Origin of the sequence: Promicromonospora sp. NPDC060204, assembly GCF_042728455.1 — a bacterium.
In the GTDB taxonomy this organism is placed as follows: Bacteria; Actinomycetota; Actinomycetes; order Actinomycetales; family Cellulomonadaceae; genus Promicromonospora.
In genome coordinates, this window is sequence record NZ_JBHWZO010000393.1 from 1 (window position 1) to 3,888 (window position 3,888).

Genomic DNA, 3,888 nt, shown 5'->3' on the forward strand with positions numbered 1-3,888 from the left:
GGCATCACCGGGGACCGTCGGGCAGGCGCTCTGTCGTTCGTGCTCGGTCGTACGCGCCCGGGATCAGCTCCCCTTGAGGAACTCGTGCATCACCGGGCCGGCGGTGGTCGAGCCGAGCTCGCCCTCCTCGATGAACACGACCGCCGCCAGGTCGTTCGCGATCGCGAGCATCCAGACGTGGGCCTTGGTGCCGTCACCGAACTGGGCGGTGCCCGTCTTGGCGCCGACGATCCCGGAGACGTCCTGCAGGATCTGGGCCGAGCCCTCCTGCACCACACCACCCATGAGGTCGCGCAGGGTGGCCGCCTCGTCCGCGGTCAGGTCGCCCGCCGGCTCGGCGTCCGCCTCCTTGCCCGTCGGCTCGACCAGCCACGGGGACACGGTGTGGCCTGCGGAGACGCTCGCCGCGACGGTCGCCATCGCGAGCGGCGTGGCCAGCACCTGACCCTGGCCGATCATCGACGCCGCGTGCTCCGTGCCCGAGGCCTCGGTCGGCACGTCGCCGAACGCCGCCGCACCGCCGAAGGACACCGTGTGCTCGGCGCCCAGGCCGAGCGACGCCGCGGCGTCGTGCAGCTGCTGCTGCGAGATCGCCTGGTGCTGCGAGATGAAGGCGGTGTTGCACGAGTTCGCGAACACCGTCCGGAACGGCACGGCGTCGCCCATCGCGGACTGCGGGTACCCGGGCACGTTCTTGAACTCGCGGCCCTCCACGTTGATCGTGGCGGTGCAGGGCAACGTCGAGTCCGGCGTCGTCCCGGCGCGGAGCATCGCCAGCGACGTCGCGATCTTGAAGGTGGAACCGGGCGGGTACTGCCCGAGGGTCGCGGTGTTGAACCCCTCCGAACCCGGGCCGGACGCCGCTGCGAGCACCTCACCTGTGGACGGCTTGATGGCCACGATCGCACTCGCCAGGTCGCCGAAGTCGGCGAGCGCGGCCTGCGCGCGCAGCTGCGTCTCCGGGTCGAGCGAGATGGCCACGGGCTCGCCGTCCTTCTTCTCGATCGTGAAGGCCTCGCGGCTCTCGCCGCCCTCCGCGTCCTCGACGGGCTCGATGGTCACCGCCAGGCCCGGCACGCCGCGCAGCTGCTCGTCGTAGGCCGCCTGCACGCCGGACAGGCCCACCATGTCGCCGGCCTTGATGGTGCCCTCGGAGTCCTTGACGATCTCCTCGGTCGCCTCGCCGACCGTGCCGAGCAGCGCGCGGGCGAAGTCGCGGTCCCGCGCGAGCGGGATCTCGTCCGGGATCCCGACGACGCCGGCGATCGCCATCGCTGCGTTGAAGTCGTACTCCGGGTCGTTGTCGCGGATGGTGATGACGTCGATGAACGCCTTGTCGCCCGCGGCCTGGACCTGCGCCGCGATGTCGTCGGTCGTCGCCTGGTCGAAGCCGAGCACGGTGCCGAGCTGGGCGGCAGCCGTGTCCCAGCCCGGGCGGGTCTTGTCGATGCCCACGCGGTGCACGGGGGTGAGCCCGACGATCGTCTCGCCGCTGGTCGTCACGATGTCGCCGCGCACCGGCTCGGTGCGCTCGACCGCGAGCCGCTCGCCCGCCTCCAGGCCCGGCACCAGCACGCCGAGGTTCCAGGCAGCCTCCCAGGCGCCGGCCTCGCCGTCGGCCGGGCCCGGGTAGGTGAGCTGCACGACCGTCTCGTACTCCCAGGCCTCCTCGGTCGCCACGGGCCAGGTCCAGGCGAGCGTCGCGGTGGCGGTCGCGGTGCCCCCGTCCCCCTCCTCGAGCGGGGTCACGCTCTTGACCGCCACGGTGCCGGCGTCCTCGCCGACGGCGGCCACGAGCTGCTCGAACACCGCGGCGTACTGCTCGTCGGGTGACGCGGAGGTCTCCATGGTCAGCGGGAAGTCGGCGGGCGTACCCGCCTGGAGCGCGGCAGCGAGCTGCTCCGCGGCGGGCTCCGGGTCGGGGATCGGCGGCGGCCGCAGCAGGTACCAGACCCCCGCGCCGACCGCGAGGAGCAGGACCACCACGACGGCGATGATCAGCGCCCGCCGCCCGTTCTTCCGGGGCGGGGCAGGGGGCTGCTGGCCGCCGGACACCGGGACGCCGGGCGGCGTCGCGGGAGGTGGCGGTGGGGGCCCGACGGCGGGCGGCACCGAGTCGTACCCACCTGGCGGGGGCGGGACGGGCGCATGACCGTCCGCTGGCAGATGGGGTGAAGAGTGTCCGCTCATGCCAAGGAGCCTAAGGGCCAGGTCAGGATCGGTCCGTGTAAATACCTGGGTGAAATGGGGCGGGGCCGCCGAACCCCCTGGATCTGCGGCCCCGCCCTCTACATCACGCGTCCGCGTACCTCCAGCGGTCCCGTGAGCGCGTGGCGAGCGTGAGGTAGGACGTCACCGGGACCGAACGGCCGGCCGCGCGAATCCTGTGCTCGCGTCGGTTGAGCAGCTCCATGCGCCGCAGATCGCGCTCGACCGCCGCGACATCCTTGCCGGTGATCATCGCTGTGCTGGTCGTCATGGTCGGTCCCCGTTCTCAGGCCCCCTCGTGTGGGCGCCCCTCGTGGAACAAGGACGAACCAGGAGCTCGCTTCGTTGGTAGGGAGGCGCGGATCCGGGTTTCGGGACGAGGGTGGCCGGCTTCACCCGGCGGCGTCACCCGGTTGCCTCAGCCGACGGCGGCGCTCCGCTGCGCCAGGAACTCCCGCAGGGCCGGGTCCGTCGTGAGCGAGCGCGCCTTGACGTACGCGGCCCGGGCGGCCTCGGTGTCGCCGGCCTCGGCCAGGAGGTGCGCGCGGGTCGCCCACAGCGGCTGGAACCGGCCCGACGCCGGCTCCGCGGCCGCGACCTCGTCCAGCGCGGCCAGCCCCGCGGGTGCGCCGTCGACCCGGGCGACGACGGCCGCGAGCGCCACCCGCCCGCCGAGCGTCGGCGCGACGCGGAGCAGCGCCCGGTGCAGCGTGACGAGCGCGGGCCAGTCGGTGCGGCCCGTGCGCGCCCGCGCGCAGTGCACGGACTGGATCGCGGCCTCGAGGCGGAACCGGCCGGGCGGGCCGGCGGGCTGATCGGCGGAAGCGGGGCCGGCGGGCGAGGGCGGGCCGGCGGGCAAAGCCGAGTCGGCGAGCGACCGCCGGAGCAGCGCCTCGCCGCGCTCGATCAGGCCGGTGTCCCAGCGGGCGACGTCCTGCTCGTCGAGCGGCACGAAGGCCCCGTCGGCCCCGCGCGCGCCGGCGCGTGCCAGCGAGAAGCAGAGCAGGGCGGCCAGGCCGAGCACCTCGGGCTCGGGCAGCAGGTCGGCCAGGAGCAGGGCCAGCGTGAGCGCGTCGCCGGTGAGCGACCCGCGCACCTCGGGCGCGGCGCCGCGCCAGTCGATCGCGTACGCGCCGTACACCGCCTCCAGCACGGGCGGCAGGCGGTCGGGCACCTCGTCCCGGCCGGGGATGCGGAACGGGATGCGCGCGTCCCGGATGCGGCGCTTGGCCCGGACCAGGCGCTGCGCCATCGTGGGCGCGGGGACGGCGAACGCCGCCGCGATGTCCGTGGCCTCCACGCCGAGCACGGTCTGCAGCATCAGCGGGGTGCGGATGCCGGCCTCGACCGCGGGGTGGGCGCAGACGAACATGAGCTCCAGCCGGCGGTCCCCGATCGCGTCGGGGTCGACGTCCTCGGGCGGTGCGGTGGGCTCGGGTCCGGCGTCGGGCGGCACGGTGGTGCGGTGGGCGGCGGAGCGGTACAGGTCGCGCAGCCGGTTGCGGGCCACGGTGAGGAGCCAGCCGTCGGGGTTGTGCGGCACGCCGTCGTCGGGCCAGTGCCGCAGGGCGCGCTCGAAGGCCTCACCGAGGGCGTCCTCGGCGCGCTGGATGTCGCCGTCGCGGGCCGCGAGCAGGGCCAGCAGGCGGCCGTACGACGTGCGGGCCGCCGCCTCGGCGA

3 protein-coding genes are annotated in these 3,888 nt (G+C 74.8%); all 3 read right to left on the reverse strand.

Annotation, left to right across the window (positions count from 1 at the left end):
• Nucleotides 1–63 precede the first annotated feature (63 nt).
• The gene (locus ACFWEJ_RS27835) at nucleotides 64–2,055 is read right to left on the reverse strand and encodes a penicillin-binding transpeptidase domain-containing protein (protein ID WP_377232405.1); all 1,992 of its coding nucleotides are present in this window, start codon (nucleotides 2,053–2,055) and stop codon (nucleotides 64–66) included.
• Between the two features lie 238 nt (nucleotides 2,056–2,293).
• On the reverse strand, nucleotides 2,294–2,479 hold the full coding sequence (locus ACFWEJ_RS27840) for a hypothetical protein (protein ID WP_377232406.1): 186 nt from the start codon (nucleotides 2,477–2,479) through the stop codon (nucleotides 2,294–2,296).
• Between the two features lie 147 nt (nucleotides 2,480–2,626).
• The coding region (locus ACFWEJ_RS27845; RefSeq protein ID WP_377232407.1) for an RNA polymerase sigma factor at nucleotides 2,627–3,888 on the reverse strand (1,262 nt) is incomplete at its 5' end.

What these genes read in the sequence shown, in the direction of transcription:
- ACFWEJ_RS27840 (WP_377232406.1), bottom strand. Translation starts at nt 2,479, where the DNA reads ATGACGACCAGCACAGCGATGATCACCGGCAAGGATGTCGCGGCGGTC.